This window comes from Mucilaginibacter sp. McL0603 (assembly GCF_049992945.1).
GTDB lineage: Bacteria > Bacteroidota > Bacteroidia > Sphingobacteriales > Sphingobacteriaceae > Mucilaginibacter.
This window is the reverse complement of sequence record NZ_CP188251.1, coordinates 5,018,969-5,034,986: the sequence shown is the minus strand read 5'-3', so window position 1 is coordinate 5,034,986 and position 16,018 is coordinate 5,018,969. Positions and strand designations below refer to the sequence as shown.

The 16,018-nt window shown below is 40.8% G+C and carries 12 protein-coding genes; 11 read left to right on the top strand and 1 reads right to left on the bottom strand.

Translation table 11 applies throughout. The annotated features are described in order from the left end of the window. Positions 1-6 precede the first annotated feature (6 nt). On the bottom strand, positions 7-1,149 hold the full coding sequence (locus ACPPVU_RS22955) for a polymerase (protein ID WP_426669069.1): 1,143 nt from the start codon (positions 1,147-1,149) through the stop codon (positions 7-9). Positions 1,150-1,276: 127 nt separating this feature from the next. On the opposite strand from ACPPVU_RS22955, the gene ACPPVU_RS22950 reads away from it, so the two are divergent. From ACPPVU_RS22950 to cyoE, 11 genes are all read left to right on the top strand, one after another. Continuing rightward, entirely contained in the window at positions 1,277-2,257 is a 981-nt protein-coding gene (locus tag ACPPVU_RS22950) for a deoxyhypusine synthase family protein (RefSeq protein ID WP_426669068.1), read from the top strand. A gap of 255 nt (positions 2,258-2,512) precedes the next feature. Beyond that, on the top strand, positions 2,513-3,781 hold the full coding sequence (locus tag ACPPVU_RS22945) for a c-type cytochrome (RefSeq protein WP_426669067.1): 1,269 nt from the start codon (positions 2,513-2,515) through the stop codon (positions 3,779-3,781). Between the two features lie 38 nt (positions 3,782-3,819). Further along, positions 3,820-6,867: a TAT-variant-translocated molybdopterin oxidoreductase gene (locus tag ACPPVU_RS22940; protein ID WP_426669066.1), complete on the top strand. Its 3,048-nt coding sequence runs from the start codon at positions 3,820-3,822 to the stop codon at positions 6,865-6,867. A gap of 23 nt (positions 6,868-6,890) precedes the next feature. Beyond that, positions 6,891-8,363 (top strand): NrfD/PsrC family molybdoenzyme membrane anchor subunit, encoded by a 1,473-nt coding sequence (gene nrfD / locus ACPPVU_RS22935; protein ID WP_426669065.1) that lies wholly within the window; start codon positions 6,891-6,893, stop codon positions 8,361-8,363. A 2-nt stretch (positions 8,364-8,365) separates the two neighbouring features. Beyond that, positions 8,366-8,902 (top strand): DUF3341 domain-containing protein, encoded by a 537-nt coding sequence (locus tag ACPPVU_RS22930; protein ID WP_426669064.1) that lies wholly within the window; start codon positions 8,366-8,368, stop codon positions 8,900-8,902. Beyond that, on the top strand, positions 8,886-9,470 hold the full coding sequence (locus ACPPVU_RS22925; protein ID WP_426669063.1) for a c-type cytochrome: 585 nt from the start codon (positions 8,886-8,888) through the stop codon (positions 9,468-9,470). Before ACPPVU_RS22930 ends, ACPPVU_RS22925 begins: the two co-directional genes overlap by 17 nt. 14 nt (positions 9,471-9,484) lie before the next feature. Continuing rightward, positions 9,485-10,747 (top strand): quinol:cytochrome C oxidoreductase, encoded by a 1,263-nt coding sequence (locus ACPPVU_RS22920; RefSeq protein WP_426669062.1) that lies wholly within the window; start codon positions 9,485-9,487, stop codon positions 10,745-10,747. A gap of 49 nt (positions 10,748-10,796) precedes the next feature. Further along, positions 10,797-11,978, top strand: coding sequence for a cytochrome c oxidase subunit II (locus ACPPVU_RS22915; RefSeq protein ID WP_426669061.1), 1,182 nt, complete (start codon positions 10,797-10,799; stop codon positions 11,976-11,978). A 15-nt stretch (positions 11,979-11,993) separates the two neighbouring features. Beyond that, entirely contained in the window at positions 11,994-13,877 is a 1,884-nt protein-coding gene (locus ACPPVU_RS22910) for a cytochrome c oxidase subunit I (protein ID WP_426669060.1), read from the top strand. A 216-nt stretch (positions 13,878-14,093) separates the two neighbouring features. After that, a complete protein-coding gene (locus ACPPVU_RS22905; RefSeq protein WP_426669059.1) occupies positions 14,094-15,152 on the top strand; it encodes a COX15/CtaA family protein in 1,059 nt (352 codons plus the stop codon). Beyond that, entirely contained in the window at positions 15,149-16,018 is an 870-nt protein-coding gene (gene cyoE / locus ACPPVU_RS22900; protein ID WP_426669058.1) for a heme o synthase, read from the top strand. Before ACPPVU_RS22905 ends, cyoE begins: the two co-directional genes overlap by 4 nt.

The following is a 16,018-nucleotide window of genomic DNA, read 5'->3' as shown; positions in this document are numbered from 1 at the left end:
GACACATCAAAACGCTTGCCCAAGTCCAATATAAAATCCGCTTTGACGTGATTCGCCTGGTACTTTTTCGCCGATGCCGTAATCGGCGCGGATGCTGAGTCCTTTTTCGGTATCAAAGAAATAGCGTAAACCACCACCGTAATCAGGTTTAAGTGAGTTGAAACTAAAACTGCTATGGGCAACTTCACCTGTGCCTAAAAATCCTACAATTCCGATACGGTTGCAAACGCGATATCTTAATTCGGCCTGGCCTGCTATAAAGTTCCGGTCGCGGTAACGGCCATTATAATAACCACGCATCATTTCGTCGCTGCCTAATGTGGGTAACAAATAGAATGGTGAACGCCCGCCGGTAAGACTTTGTTCCTGTATATCCAGGCCTAATATCAGTTTTCTGCTTAGCTTAAAAAACTGTGAATATTCTATATTAAAAAATCCTCCCACGTAGCTATTATTGCTCAAAATGCCATGCATCAGATTATAATATGCCGTAATGATTATACCCCTGGTGGTGTAGGTATTATTATCCCGGGTATCGTATATCAGGCTTGGGCCTATGTAAACGCTCGCACCACCTGACTGGTCCTGGACTTGCGGATTAGTTTCAAAAAAGGTGCTAGTAGAGTCAGCATTGGCATATTTGTAATTAAAGCCTCCGGCTACTACACCGGCATAGAAGTTTTTGGTCACCATTTTTTCGGCATCGAAATTCAACTTAAAGCGTTTTTCATCTATCAGCTCACCATCGGCCTTACTGGTATTGTTGCCTATCCCATAAAAATTAAATGGAAAATGTGTATAACTGATCGCTGAATAAATATGCCAGGTGTTTTGCGGTGTCCAATAAGTATTGCTCAAACTAAAACGGCTCTGGCCTTTGGTGGTAATCGTGGCATAACCAAAAATATTGGAGACCTTGGTATTGTTTCCTCTCGTTGTATCGGTATAAAAGGAATATAGCCCTGCGCCTCCAACTTCCAGCCCGGTCTCTGGTGCAGAACTTAACACAGGTAACACCACAAAACTGCTGTGCTTTGTGCTGTCATTATCAAAATACATTTTCTGAACAAACTTTGGCAGCCATTTTACCTGTGCCTTTACGTGGTGTATGCAGAATAGAAATATAATTAGGGTAAGGATTTTTTTCATAGATCAGAATGCCGCTAAGATAAACTCAAATTCTGCATAGTTGTTCTGTCAGTTTGCTAATTTTGAATTTAAAACAGCAGATTAAACAAAATACCTACTTTTGCAGCAAATTAATACCGCTAATCCCATGAGCACTACACGAGGACCAATTTCGCAGTTTATTGAGAGAAATTATCTGCATTTTAATGCTGCAGCATTAATGGATGCAGCTAAAGGATATGAGACCCATTTGACCGAAGGCGGCAAAATGATGGTAACACTTGCAGGCGCAATGAGCACTGCCGAATTAGGTATATCCCTTGCCGAGATGATCCGCCAGGATAAAATTGATATTATCTCCTGTACCGGCGCTAACCTGGAAGAAGATATTATGAATCTGGTAGCACATTCGCACTATAAACGTGTGCCGAATTACCGCGACCTTAGTCCGCAGGACGAATGGGATTTGCTTGAAAATCATTATAACCGTGTAACTGATACCTGTATACCAGAGGAAGAAGCCTTCAGACGCCTGCAGAAACATATCCATAAAATATGGAAAGACGCAGATGACAAAGGTGAGCGCTATTTCCCGCATGAGTTTATGTACAAGATATTGCTTAGCGGCGAGTTGGAGCAATATTATGAGATCGATCCTAAAAACTCGTGGATGCTGGCAGCGGCTGAAAAAAATCTTCCGATTGTAGTACCGGGATGGGAAGATTCAACAATGGGAAATATTTTCGCATCGTATGTGATAAAAGGGCAGATAAAACCTACAACCATGAAAAGTGGTATTGAGTATATGGCCTGGCTTGCCGATTGGTATGTGAAGAACTCTGAAGGTAAGGGCATCGGCTTTTTCCAAATAGGCGGAGGTATTGCAGGTGACTTCCCGATATGCGTGGTACCGATGCTTTACCAGGATATGGAAATGCAGAATATACCATTCTGGAGCTACTTTTGCCAGATATCGGATTCGACTACCTCTTATGGCTCTTATTCAGGAGCTGTACCGAACGAAAAAATAACCTGGGGAAAACTGGACATTCACACACCAAAGTTCATAGTAGAATCTGATGCAACCATTGTGGTACCGCTAATTTTTGCATGGATATTAAAACAATAATTATATTTCAAAAAAAAGGTAATATTGTATTATCAAACCTGATTGATTCCACCTACTAAAAAAGAGCCAAATTACAACTTTAAAGTATGTTTTTGCATTTATTTAGAACGATTATAAATTATATATAACTGTCATTAATTTGTCAGCCATACTGTAATAAATTTTACTTTTGTGGCTGAAAAAGCGGATAAAAAGCATCCATCTTTGTCGATTTTCAAACATATAAATAAAAATTATTTAGCATAAATACACTTTATGAGAAGTATCTCATTGATTTTAAAACAATTTTCAAGGTCGGTTTTACTGGTAGCCGGACTTGCTATTTGTGGATTCTCTGCTTATGCCCAGGGAGACGCTGCCAAAGGCGAGGCCCTGTTCAAGTCGAAATGTACCACCTGCCATAAGCTTGATCAGCGGTTGATTGGTCCGGCATTAGGCCCGCAAATGCAGTCTGAAACCGACGACAAATGGCTGACCAAATGGATCCAGAACAACCAGGCGTTGATCGCTGCTAAGGATCCTAAGGCGCTTAAGATCTATAACGATTACAATCAATCAGGCATGACTGTTTTTGCAGATTTGTCTGACGGGGATGTAGCTAACATTATCTCTTATGTTCGTACAGAGTATAAGAAAATGCAGGCAGCTGTTCCTGCTGCCGGTGCTGCCACAGCCAAAGCTGAAGAATCAGGTCCAAGTGACCTTGTGATCTTCGGTCTGATCGGTGTGATCATCGTTGCTTTTTTAGTTATACTGGTGCTGAACAAGGTAATTGGCACTTTAGAGCGTTTGCTGTTAAAAAGACAAGGTCTTGGACTGGAAGAAGAACTTGTTGAAGTTGTTGTTCCTGCTGATCGTTATGCATTGGTAAAGAGGTTAGCCAAGAATAAGAAATTCGTATTCTTTGTTATCCTTTGCGGTACAATAGCTTTAGGAAGCTGGACATGGACTACATTGTGGAACACTAACGTGCACACAGGTTATCAGCCGGTTCAACCAATTAAATTCCCTCACGACCTGCATGCCGGGGCAATGAAAATCAATTGCCAGTATTGCCACTCAGGTGCTTACAAGTCAAAGAATGCTTCAATTCCTTCGTTGAATGTGTGTATGAACTGCCATAAGGTAGTAAAGACAGAGTCGCCGGAGATACATAAGATATATGATGCTTTAGGATATGATCCTGCAACGCAGAAATATGACAGTACCAAAACGCACCCTATGCAGTGGATACGTATTCATAACCTGCCAGACTTTGCTTATTTCAACCACTCACAGCACGTGAAAGTTCAGGGCTTAAAATGCCAGACTTGCCACGGACCGGTTGAAACCATGAAAGAGGTTTATCAATACTCACCACTTACAATGAAATGGTGTATTCAGTGCCACAAACGTACCGAGATCAATATCAAAGGCAACGCTTACTATGAGAAAATGGAAGCAGTGCACAAAATGATCAGAGATGGCCAAAAAGTAACTGAAGCCATGATGGGCGGTATTGAGTGCGGCAAGTGCCATTATTAATAATTATTTGAAAAAACATTACAGTTTATATAGCTTAAATGGACAGCAATAAAAAATACTGGAAAGGTTTAGAAGAACTAAACAACGAGCCGGAATTTGTTGAGAAAAATAAACACGAATTTGCCGAGCCTATTCCGATTGAAGAAGTTTTGAGCGGTGGTGGCTTAATGGCTAAAACACCCCGTCGTGACTTTTTAAAGGCATTGGGTTTTGGTGTAGGTGCAGTTACGCTGGCTGCTTGTCAGAAAGTTCCTGTACATAAATCGATCCCTTACCTGATCAAACCTGAAGAAGTAACTCCGGGTATAGCAAACTATTATGTTTCGACCTATGAAGGACACGCCATCCTGGTAAAAACCCGCGAAGGCCGGCCGATCAAAATAGAAGGTAATCCTAATGACCTGTTATCAAAAGGTGGCTTAAGCGGACAAGCACAGGCTTCCGTATTGGACCTGTACGATTACAGCCGTTTAAAGAATCCGGTTCTTAAGGGAGCTGATTCTACCTGGGATGAGGTTGATGCTTTTGTTAAAAATGAATTAACTGCGATCAAAGCCGGTGGCAAACAGATCAGGATCGTTTCATCAACTATCCACAGCCCTTCTACGTTAGCTGTAATAGCTGATTTTATTGCAGCTTATCCAAACGCAAAACATGTTACTTATGATGCGGTTTCTTATACCGGTATTATACAGGCAAACCAAAATAGCTTTGGTAAAGCAGTATTGCCGCACTACCGTTTTGATAAAGCTGACGTTATAGTAAGTTTCGGAGCAGATTTCCTTGGTACCTGGATTTCACCTGTTGAGTTCATGAACCAGTATGTTCAGAACCGTAACAACAAATCGCTCGAAAGCAAAAAGATGTCTCGTCATATCCAGTTTGAAACGGGTATGAGCCTTACCGGTACAAACGCCGATGTGCGTATCCCGGTTAAGCCATCAGAAGAAGGAATTGCTTTAGTTAATTTATACAATCAGATTTCCGGTACTACTTTACCAGGAACTAAAAAATTAAATAACGTTACTGCTGATAAAGCCATTACCATCGCTGCCAAAGAATTACAGACAGCAAAAGGTAAAGCTTTAGTGGTATCAGGTTCAAATGACGTCGCTACGCAGGTATTGGTTAATGCTATCAACTCTTTGTTGGGCAGCTATGGTACTACAATTGATCTTGATAATTACTCTAATCAATATGCAGGTAATGATCATGACTATACTGAGTTTGTAAAAGAAATGAACCGTGGCGAGGTTGACGCAGTTATGTTCCTGAATGCAAACCCTGCTTATGATTATCATAACGGCGCCGCTATAAAGGATGCACTGAAGAAAGTTCGTTTAAAAATATCTTTCTCAGAACGTAGTGATGAAACTGCGGCACTTTGTAATGTAGCAGCACCAAATCATTATTACCTTGAATCATGGGGTGATAGTAATGTATTGGAAGGATATTACACTGTAGTACAGCCAACCATCAACCCGGTATACAATACGCGTCAGGCTGAACAAAGCTTATTATTATGGTCTGATAATGCTGTTAAAGAATATTATACTTACGTAAGAAATAACTGGGATAAAAACCTGCTGTCAAAAGGCGGATTATCCGGTCAAAAAGGATGGGAAACATTATTACAAACAGGTTTTATAAAAGTAGAAGATAAACCAGCCGGTACTTATACTTTCAGCCGTGATTTGAATGGTGTTGCTCAAACTATCATTAACCAGGGCAATAAGCTGGAAACTTCAGCTGGTAAATTTGAATTGCAATTATACCAAACTGTTGCTATGCGCGATGGTAAACGTGCAAACAACCCATGGTTGCAGGAATTGCCTGATCCGGTATCAAAAGTAACATGGGACAACTTTGCTGCCATGTCTCCAACTGATATCAAAAAGCTGGGACATGTACAGGGTGATGTGATTACTATCGATGCAAATGGTTATTCAATTGCATTGCCAATATTATCACAGCCAGGCCAGGCACAGGGCACTATCTCTGTAGCTGTTGGTTATGGCCGTACACAAGCAGGTCCTGCGGGTAATGATGTAGGTAAAAATGCCTTCCCGTTCCTTACTTTCATTAATGGAACTTTCCAGGGGGCAGCGGTTGCGTCGATTTCAAAGACCGGTGATAATGTGATATTGGCTCAAACCCAAACACACCACTCGTTTGAAGGACGTAACGTAATACGCGAGACTTCATTTAAAGAATATTTAAAAGATCCGTCATCAAGCAGCGGCGAAGAGAGAAAACATAAACCATACGAAGATTTGTGGGACTCTTACGAACGCCCCGCTTATAACTGGGTAATGGCTATAGACCTCAATGCTTGTACCGGTTGCGGTGCTTGCGTGGTAGCTTGCAGCGCTGAAAATAATATCCCGGTTGTTGGTCGTGATGAGGTTCGCCGCCGTCGCGAAATGCACTGGATACGTATTGACCGTTATTATAGCTTTAATGATAAGGGCAAAGAAGTAACCGAAGAGCAGGAAATTTCAACATTGGAAGATCTTGACCATGTATCAGTAGTGCACCAGCCTATGCTGTGCCAGCACTGTGATCATGCGCCTTGCGAAACTGTTTGCCCGGTATTGGCGACAGTACACTCATCTGAAGGATTAAACCAGATGGCTTATAACCGTTGCATAGGTACGCGTTATTGTGCTAACAACTGTCCATATAAAGTTCGCCGCTTTAACTGGTTCAACTACTGGAACGACTCACGTTTTGACAACTACCTGATCAACGAACATACACACTTAGTACTTAATCCTGATGTTGTGCCTCGTTTCCGTGGTGTAATGGAAAAATGTTCAATGTGTATTCAACGTATCCAGGCTGGTAAACTTAAAGCAAAAATTGAGAAACGTCCGCTTAAAGACGGAGATATCAAAGTTGCTTGTCAGCAAACTTGCCCTGCAAATGCGATCGTGTTTGGAAATAGAAATGATCCGGATTCAGAAGTTTCAAAAGCATTGAAGAGCGAAAGAACTTATTACGTGCTTGAAGAATTGAACGTACAACCAGGTATTGGTTACCAGGTAAAAGTTAGAAATACAACTAATACTGAGTTAGAAGCTTAAATTATAAGATAGAGATATAGAATATGGCATCTCATAATGAATCAATAATAAGGGAACCGTTAATTACCGGTAACGACATCACGTATGCAAAAATTACGAATGATGTTTTGAGGCCGGTAGAAAATATGCCAACCAAGGCTTGGTGGATAGGTTTCACGGTCGCGTCGTTAGCTGCATGCCTTTGGGTGTTTGCAGTAAGCTGGACTTTTTGGTATGGTATAGGTTCGTGGGGTTTAAATAAAACAGTAGGCTGGGCCTGGGATATCACCGGTTTCGTGTGGTGGGTAGGTATTGGTCACGCCGGAACGCTGATCTCAGCGATACTTTTAATGTTCCGTCAAAACTGGCGTAACTCTATCAACAGGTCGGCAGAAGCGATGACCATCTTCGCGGTAATTTGCGCAGCTACCTATATCGTAGCACACATGGGCCGCCCATGGATGGCTGTATATTCACTGCCTTTCCCGAATCAGTACGGCTCATTGTGGGTTAACTTTAACTCGCCATTGATCTGGGACGTATTTGCGATATCAACATATTTCTCTGTGTCATTGGTGTTCTGGTATACAGGTTTGCTGCCGGATATGGCAACAATCCGTGACCGTGCTACCGGTATCCGCCGCAGAATATATTCAGTATTATCATTTGGCTGGACCGGATCAGTAAAGACATGGCAACGTTTTGAAACAGTGTCATTGATCCTTGCAGGTATTTCAACACCACTGGTACTTTCGGTACACACCATTGTATCCATGGACTTTGCTACTTCACTGGAACCAGGATGGCATACTACCATATTCCCTCCATACTTCGTTGCGGGAGCTATTTTCTCAGGATTTGCGATGGTGCAAACACTATTGCTTATAGCACGTAAAGTGTTGGGCCTTGAGAATTACATCACTATGTTCCACATCGAATCGATGAACAAGATCATCCTTTTAACAGGATCGATAGTTGGTGTGGCTTATCTGACAGAATTTTTTATCGCTTACTACTCAGGCGGCGAATACGAACAGTATACATTCTTAAACCGTTTTATCGGTCCTTACTGGTGGGCAGGTTGTATGATGTATGGTTGTAACGTATTGATGACCCAAATGATGTGGTTCAAGAAGGTAAGAACCAATATTCCAATTTCATGGGTGCTTTCTATCGTAGTAAATATCGGTATGTGGTTTGAGCGTTTCGTTATCATCGTAACCTCTCTGCACCGCGACTTTATCCCTTCAAGCTGGGCTATGTTTTATCCAACCTGGGTTGATATGAGCGTATTTATCGGATCTATCGGTGTGTTCTTTACCTTGTTCTTATTGTTTATCAGGGTAGCACCATCTATAGCAATGGCCGAAGTGAAATTGTTATTGAAGAGCTCAAGTGAACAGGCTAAGAAGAAATTAATTGAAGAGGGACATGTTGATCCGTCTCATGTTGAATTCTATAAAGAATCATTAACCAAATTTGACAGCGTTGAACTGTCAAAATATGAAAAAGTATAATAATGAGCAGTACTAAATTTATATTGGGCCTTTTTGACGATCCGGATGTAATGATGCATGGGATCGACAAATTACAAAAAAATAGCGTTCCTATTTACGATGTGTATACACCTATGCCTATCCACGGTATTGAGGCTAAATTAGGGGTTAAACCATCACGTTTAGGATTTGCTGCCTTCATGTTTGGCTGCCTGGGCGGTACAACCATATTCAGTTTGGTATATTACTTCCTGGTACATGACTGGCCGATAAATATCGGTGGTAAACCAGCCTTCGCAGTTCCGGATTTTATCCCGGTTACATTTGAATGGACAGTATTATTTACCGCTTTTGGTATGACGATAACGTTTTTCTTCTCTACTCACCTTTTCCCGGGCCGTGCGCCAAGGGTGATGGATTTCAGAGCGACTGATGACCGTTTTGTAATAGCCATAGACGCTAAAGGAAATATCCCGCATGAGGATATCACAAATATATTAAAAGAAGCTGGAGCAGTAGAAGTAAAGCATAACGATAGAAAATATGTTAGCTATGAATAAAATGAAAATATTGGGGTTTGCGGTTGTTACTATTGCTGCCACGGTTGTAATTACATCGTGCAAAGACAAAAGAAATACCGGATGGGAGTACGCCCCCAATATGTACGAACATATTGCGTATGATCCCGATCAGCCTAACCCGAATTTTAAAGATGGTAAGACTGCACAGAAACCGCCAGCAGGTACTATTCCAATCGGTTTTACACCGTTTGATTATCCAAACTCAAAGGATGGATATGAATTAGCTGGTACTGAAGTGAAAAGCCCGCTACCACAAACCCAGGCAAATTTTGCCGATGGCCAAGTATTGTTTGAACATTTTTGTTCGCCATGCCACGGTATGTCAGGCCAGGGCGACGGATTGGTTGTAGCACATGGATATCCGGCTCCTCCATCATACTCAAAAGGACAATCATCACGCGGTGGCGCTATGAAAGACCTTACTGATGGCAAAATATATCACACCATAACTTATGGCGTGAATGCAATGGGATCATATGCCTCACAACTTGCACCTGAGGAGCGCTGGAAAGTAATTATGTATGTACACCATTTACAAACTTTATAAGAATTATAATTTAGATGAAGACTCATAACAGTTTTGACGAGCAATACCAGTTTACCGGGAAAGTTAAATCCTGGAGCCTGATTGCTATAGTTATAGGTGTAATTACCATTATAGCCGGGTTATTGACCAATACGGAGCAAACATTTGATAATCTCTTATTGAATGGGTATTATTTTACCTGTGTTTGCGCAGCAGGTATCATGTTTTGCGCTATACAATACGTTGCGCAGGCGGGTTGGTCGGCCTCTATATTACGTATACCACAAGCATTTGGAAAGATATTACCAATAGCTGCGATCATATTATTTATCATTATCGTATGCGGATTATCATTTACACATACGGTAAATATTGACGGAAAAGATCACATACAGCCTTATCTATACGCCCGTTGGGCAACACATGATCTGCATGTGAAAGATAGCGGTATATACGATCACGTTATCGCAGGTAAAGAAGGTTATTTGAACAAACCATACTTTTTAGCCCGTATTTTTGCTATGCTGCTTTGCTATAGCATATTTGGCTGGTTGCTTCATAAATATTCAAATAACGAAGATGATCTGGGCGGCATGAAGTTTTACAACAAAAGTTTCGCAATATCAGCAGTATTCCTGGTATTATTTGGGTTTAGCATACCGGTATTTGCATTTGATACCATCATGTCATTAGAGGCACGTTGGTTTTCTACAATGTTTGGCTGGTATAACCTTGCCGGTTTATGGGTAAGCGGTCTTGCAGCGATGACATTAGTGATCATCTATCTGAGAAAAGCAGGTTATATGTCATGGATCACCGTAGACCATTTACACAACATGGGCTTATTTATGTTTGCTTTCTCTGTTTTCTGGACATATTTATGGTTTGCTCAATTCCTGCTAACCTATTATGCCAATATACCGGAAGAATCAGCATATTTTTTCATAAGATGGGAGCCACAGTTTATGCCATGGTTCTGGCTTAATATAGTGATCAACTTTGCTGCACCATTATTAGTATTGATGTCACGTGATTCAAAACGTTACGTCAGTGTATTGAAAACGATGGCTATTATTATAATCATAGGTCACTGGTTAGATTATTGGCAAATGATCATGCCGGGAACTATCGGTCCAAAGGAACACTGGTACACAGAGTTTAGTTTGATCGAACCTGGTATTTTTATCGGATTTGCGGGATTGTTCACTTTCGTGGTATTGAATGCGTTAAGTAAGTTTAAATCGCTTATTCCTAAAAAGCATCCATTCCTGGAGGAGAGCCTTCACCATCACATATAATATATTGCTAAATTTACAACGGGTAAAGAATACCAAACAGACATTAAAAATGGGATTCAAAAATTTAATAAACTCTAAAAAAATACTTTCGCTTTCTGCTGCGTTCATGCTGCTTGGAACCAATTTGGTTATGGCGCAGGATAGCAGCGGTGCAGCTGCTCAATCATCAGCAGATAAGGCTAATATGTGGGCGGGAGTAGGCTACTATGTATTGCTGCTGTTTTTAGCATGTACAGTGGTAGCTGTGATCGGTAAAATATTAAAGGTATATGACCTGAGCCTTCAAATGCAAGGCAAAAAGGGAATGAACTGGAATAATATCATAGGTATCATCTGTATCATATTCCTCGTAGTAGGTTTATACGGTGCATATTGGTCACTTACAGTACAAGGCAGCATGATCCTTCCTGAATCAGCATCTGAGCATGGTTCGAAGATCGACTTCATGTTCTGGACCACAACTATCATTACTCTGTTTGTATTTTTTATTACACAGATATTATTGTTTGGTTTCCTTTTCAAATATCGTGGGTCGGACAAACGTAAGGGTTACTATTTACCGCATAACAATACCATTGAAAAGGTTTGGACAATTATCCCGGCTATCGTTTTAACTATACTGGTTGTATTCGGTTTTTTCACCTGGAGAACAGTTACCAATGTTGATAATAACAAAGGTGATATCAATATTGATGTTACCGGGCACCAATTTGCATGGGAAATACGTTACCCGGGTAAAGATGGTAAACTGGGTACGGTGAATTATCAACTGTACACAGCAAACAATATTTTAGGAGTTAATTTTAAAGACAGGAATAGTTTTGATGATTTGAAGGCGGATACATTAGTGTTGCCGGTAAATCAAACTATTCGTATTAACATTCATGCTCAGGATGTGATCCATAGTGTTTATCTGCCACATTTCAGGGTTCAGATGAACGCTGTACCGGGCTTGCCAACCTTTTTTAAGTTTAAACCAACCATCACTACTGCTGAAATGCGTAACAGGTTAGATGATCCTAAATTTGAATACCTATTGTATTGCAACAAAATATGCGGTGGCGGTCACTATAACATGCAAAAAGTAGTACGTGTAGTTAGCGAAGCTGAATACCAGAGTTGGCTTTCACATCAAAAACCTTACCTGAGCGATCAGTTGAAAAAGGAATTGCATCTTGCAGACGCAGGTCAGCAGGATAAGGCACAAAACAGGATAGCATTAAATAATTAATCAAGTATAGCGATTATGTCAACATTAGCAGTTCACGATCATGGGGTAGTGGGTCACGAGCACGAGCACGAACACCATCATGGTTCTTTTATAACTAAATACGTATTCAGCCAGGATCACAAAATGATCGCCAAGCAATTCCTGATCACAGGGATCATAATGGCGGTTGTTGCGATGCTACTTTCTATCCTTTTCAGGATACAGTTGGCTTATCCTGACAAAACATTTCCATTAATGGAGACTTTGTTAGGACGTTTTGCGCCAGGCGGACGTTTGGATCCGGAGTTTTATCTTTCACTGGTAACTATACATGGTACCATTATGGTATTCTTTGTATTAACAGCAGGCTTGAGCGGTACCTTCAGTAACCTGTTGATCCCATTACAGTTAGGGGCCCGGGATATGGCTTCTCCATTTATTAATATGTTATCGTACTGGTTTTTCTTCATAGCCAGTGTGATCATGATATCTTCGTTTTTTGTACAAAAAGGCCCTGCTGGTGCTGGTTGGACAATATACCCTCCATTATCCGCATTGCCAAAAGCTATGAAAGGTTCTGAGCTAGGTATGACCCTGTGGCTGGTCAGTATGGTATGCTTTATTGCATCACAACTAATGGGTGGTATAAACTATATAAGTACTGTATTGAATATGCGTACCAAGGGGATGGACCTTTGGAAAATGCCTTTGAGCGTTTGGGCTTTCTTCTTAACTGCTGTATTAGGCGTATTATCATTCCCTGTATTAGTTGCGGGTGTGGTACTGTTGATCTTTGATCGTAGTTTCGGAACAAGCTTTTACTTGTCAGATATTATACTGAATGGCAAAATTATGCCGTATGAAGGTGGTAGCCCTATCCTGTTCCAGCACTTATTCTGGTTCCTGGGCCACCCTGAAGTATATATCGTAATTATGCCTGCGATGGGTATCTCATCCGAAGTTATTGCGGTAAACTCACGTAAACCTATCTTCGGTTATCATGCGATGGTTTACTCATTGATCGGTATCACTGTGCTGTCATTTATTGTTTGGGGGCACCATATGTTTGTAACCGGTATGAACCCGTTCCTGGGTGGTGTGTTTATGATCACTACGCTGATTATTGCGGTGCCATCGGCAGTAAAAACATTTAACTGGCTGGCTACATTATGGCGTGGTAATATCCGGTTTACTCCGGCTATGCTTTTTGCTATTGGTATGGTATCATTCTTTATTTCTGGAGGTATAACTGGTATTTTCTTAGGTAATGCTGCTTTGGATATTAACCTGCACGATACTTACTTTGTGGTAGCACACTTCCACCTGGTAATGGGCTCGGCAGCAATATTTGGTATGCTTGCGGGTGTTTACCACTGGTTCCCGAAATTATTTGGCAGACTGATGGACGAGAAATTAGGCTATCTGCACTTCTGGATAACATTTATTTGCGCCTACCTGGTATTCTTCCCTATGCACTTTATGGGTCTTGATGGTGTACCACGTCGTTATTATGCCATGACAGAATTCCCGGCATTTAATCGTTGGCTATCAGTAAATACATTTATTACCTGGGCTGCAATTGTTGCTGCACTGGCGCAGATAGCATTCATTTATAACTTTATTCATACCATTTTCTTTGGTAAAAAATCACCACAGAATCCATGGAAGTCAACAACACTTGAGTGGACCGCACCTATTGAGCATATTCACGGCAACTGGCCAGGAGAGATCCCAACGGTTTATCGTTGGCCATATGACTATAGCAAACCAGGTCATGATACGGATTTCATTCAACAGACAACACCATATTCAGAAACCATGAGCTCTAATTTACCTCATGATTTTGAAGATAATCCTGCCGGTTTGGAACACTATAATGAGTGGAAAAAAACGCAAAGATCAAGCGAAGAAGTAAAATAGTGAACGATGGGCAGTGATTGGTGATCAGCAACTCACTCAATTACTAATTCACTAAATCAATAATTAAATTATTCCTGATCTGATCTTTTAGGGTATCTGTTTTGGAGTCTTGAGTTCTAAGTCTTGAGTTTTAAGTAAGATCATTAAAATTGACTTATGACTCACTACTCCTAACTCAAAACTAAAAACGAGGTACCCTAAATTTTTAATATTTAGATGAACATAGCAGTATCCCAAAAAAGGTTCCAAAAGATCAATCTTATTACAATTGTTCTGCTTTTTGTATTGATACTTGCTGGCGGGGTAGTGCGAAGCACGGGCTCAGGAATGGGCTGCCCGGATTGGCCAAAATGCTTTGGCCGCTATGTGCCTCCAACCGAAAGCTCCGAATTACCTGCAGATTATAAGCAAAAATATGTCGCTGGCCGCGAAGCCAAAAATCAAAGATTTGCAAAAACACTTGATGTATTTGGATTTAGTGATTTAGCTACTCGTCTGCGTCAGGACAGATCAATATTAGTCCCCGAAGAATTTAATGCCGCCAAAACCTGGACGGAATATATTAACCGGTTAATTGGGGCTATATCCGGTTTGTTTTTGCTTTTGACGGCTGTATATGCTTTTAGCTATTCAAAAGAAAGCAAGTTGATTGTTTTTCTCAGTATTTTAAACCTGATCCTGGTAGGTTTCCAGGGTTGGCTTGGGTCGATAGTGGTATCAACCAACCTCGTGGCATGGATTGTTACCGTACACATGTTGCTGGCATTGGCTATATTGGCCCTGAGTATAACTACTTATCATTTGGCTAAAGCATACGGAAAACCCAAACTCGATACTATTCCTATCATCCATATTATAGCTTTGCTGGCATTGATTTTAAGTATAGTGCAGATCACTTTTGGTACAGAAGTAAGAGAAAAGATAGATGCTGTAGCGACCAGATTAAGTGGTTACAGGGATGGTTGGGTAAATAGTGCCGGACAAATATTCACTCAACACAGAGACGTGGCTATACTGGTACTGGTTATTAATATAATGCTTTATGCATTGATACGACGTCACTTTAGCAGGCACTCTATACAGCAGCAATTGATGAGTTTTAACTTTCTGATCATTATGCTGCAGATAGTTACGGGTATTGTTTTATCTTATTTAGCTTTGCCACCGTTTGCACAAACGCTTCATATTGTTTTTGCCAGTTTGATGTTTGGTGCACAATTTTATTTAATGCTGAATTTATATCAATCAGCAAACAGACAAGGGGGGTATAAATGAAGTGGAAAGATTTTTCTAAACTGATCAAGTTCAGGCTTACTTTCCTGGTGGTTTTCTCGGCATCGGTTACCTTCCTTATCGGAAGCAAGGCAAATGCTTCAACCCACGGTGTAATCAACTGGAAGCACTGGGGCATGCTTATTATAGGTGGTTTTTTAGTGACTGCAGCCGCAAATTGTTTTAACGAGATCATTGAGAAGGACCTTGATAAATTAATGAAGCGTACTAAGGATCGGCCAATCCCTGCCGGACATATGACTACCGGACAGGCGCTGATATTAGGTTTGATTATGGCTTTAGCGGGCACTTATTTATTAGGTAGCTTAAACTTGACTGCCGGTCTGCTTTCAGTATTTTCGATCTTATTTTACGCTTTTGCGTATACTCCGCTTAAAAGATTATCACCTATAGCTGTATTTGTAGGTGCTATACCAGGTGCATTGGCGCCATTTATTGGTTATGTAGCCGGTTACGGTACGGTAGACCAAATTGCTTTAATTGTTTTCGGTATTCAGTTTGTATGGCAGTTCCCGCATTTTTGGGCTATTGCCTGGGTATTGGATGATGATTATAAGCTGGCAGGATTCAGATTGCTACCTACGGGGAAACGTGACCTGGGAAGCGCTATTATCACCTTTATCAGCACATTGATTATGTTGCCGGTAAGTTTATTGCCGACTATTTATCATTATGGAGGATATTGGGTAGGAGGTGTGTCATTAGTTTGCAGTTTATTATTTTTGTACCTCGGTTTAATGCTTTTAATTAAACGAGATATTAAATCGGCTCAAAGACTGATGTTTGGTTCGTTTTTTTATTTGCCGGTAGTGCAATTAATGTTTTTGTTTGATTTTTTAGGAAAGTGA

Coding starts and splice junctions, on each gene's coding strand:
- cyoE (WP_426669058.1), top strand. CDS start 15,149: ATGAAGTGGAAAGATTTTTCTAAACTGATCAAGTTCAGGCTTACTTTC.
- ACPPVU_RS22940 (WP_426669066.1), top strand. CDS start 3,820: ATGGACAGCAATAAAAAATACTGGAAAGGTTTAGAAGAACTAAACAAC.
- ACPPVU_RS22920 (WP_426669062.1), top strand. CDS start 9,485: ATGAAGACTCATAACAGTTTTGACGAGCAATACCAGTTTACCGGGAAA.
- nrfD (WP_426669065.1), top strand. CDS start 6,891: ATGGCATCTCATAATGAATCAATAATAAGGGAACCGTTAATTACCGGT.
- ACPPVU_RS22925 (WP_426669063.1), top strand. CDS start 8,886: ATGTTAGCTATGAATAAAATGAAAATATTGGGGTTTGCGGTTGTTACT.
- ACPPVU_RS22955 (WP_426669069.1), bottom strand. CDS start 1,149: ATGAAAAAAATCCTTACCCTAATTATATTTCTATTCTGCATACACCAC.
- ACPPVU_RS22945 (WP_426669067.1), top strand. CDS start 2,513: ATGAGAAGTATCTCATTGATTTTAAAACAATTTTCAAGGTCGGTTTTA.
- ACPPVU_RS22915 (WP_426669061.1), top strand. CDS start 10,797: ATGGGATTCAAAAATTTAATAAACTCTAAAAAAATACTTTCGCTTTCT.
- ACPPVU_RS22950 (WP_426669068.1), top strand. CDS start 1,277: ATGAGCACTACACGAGGACCAATTTCGCAGTTTATTGAGAGAAATTAT.
- ACPPVU_RS22930 (WP_426669064.1), top strand. CDS start 8,366: ATGAGCAGTACTAAATTTATATTGGGCCTTTTTGACGATCCGGATGTA.
- ACPPVU_RS22910 (WP_426669060.1), top strand. CDS start 11,994: ATGTCAACATTAGCAGTTCACGATCATGGGGTAGTGGGTCACGAGCAC.
- ACPPVU_RS22905 (WP_426669059.1), top strand. CDS start 14,094: ATGAACATAGCAGTATCCCAAAAAAGGTTCCAAAAGATCAATCTTATT.